The organism is Frigoribacterium sp. AC759 (assembly GCF_979256015.1).
Window position 1 is genome coordinate 1 of the sequence record NZ_CEEDMT010000226.1, and the last position, 230, is coordinate 230.

General features: G+C 73.5%; 1 pseudogene. It reads right to left on the reverse strand.

Annotated elements, in window-relative coordinates:
* A pseudogene (gene purH / locus ACZ6JE_RS15760) lies at positions 1-230 on the reverse strand (bifunctional phosphoribosylaminoimidazolecarboxamide formyltransferase/IMP cyclohydrolase); the annotation flags it as partial.

The following is a 230-nucleotide window of genomic DNA, read 5'->3' on the forward strand; positions in this document are numbered from 1 at the left end:
GTCTCGGCCATGGCACGCGTGACGGGCCTGTTGGCGGCGATGACGCCCCCGAACGCCGACACGGGGGCGCAGGCGTGCGCCCGCCGGTGCGCGTCGGCGATGGCGTCGACGGCGCCCGGCGAGGCAACGGCGATGCCGCTCGGGTTCGCGTGCTTGATGATCGCGACGGCCGGCTCGTCGAAGTCGTAGGCGGACCGCAGCGCCGCGTCGGCGTCGACGTAGTTGTTGTA